Source organism: Lactobacillus sp. UMNPBX15 (assembly GCF_002553785.1).
GTDB lineage: Bacteria > Bacillota > Bacilli > Lactobacillales > Lactobacillaceae > Lactobacillus > Lactobacillus crispatus.
In genome coordinates this window covers 1-310 of sequence record NZ_PCYV01000120.1, presented here as the reverse complement: position 1 = coordinate 310, position 310 = coordinate 1, and the positions used below count along the sequence as shown (strand labels likewise).

Below are 310 nucleotides of genomic sequence, written 5' to 3'. Positions count from 1 at the left end.
TAAGAAGCCAGTCACCGACTTTGGAGCAAACTGGACGAAAGAACCAGATGTATCGAAGCCGGGCAAGAGCACGGGGACGGTAGAAATCACCTACCCAGACGGCTCGAAGGAAACGGTTGAAGTACCAGTAACGGTTCGGGACGAAAACGGCAAGACCCAAGCAGATAAGAATGACGCGAAGGCCACGGACGGTTTGACGACAGACTTGAACAAGGTACCAGCTGCTAAGGACTCTGTAACGGTTACGGATCCAGATAAGAAGCCAGTCACCGACTTTGGAGCAAACTGGACGAAAGAACCAGATGTATCG

1 protein-coding gene is annotated in these 310 nt (G+C 51.6%); it reads left to right on the top strand.

Annotation, left to right across the window (positions count from 1 at the left end; genetic code table 11):
* The coding region (locus tag CP366_RS10680) for a Rib/alpha-like domain-containing protein (RefSeq protein ID WP_158227351.1) at nt 1-310 on the top strand (310 nt) is incomplete at both ends.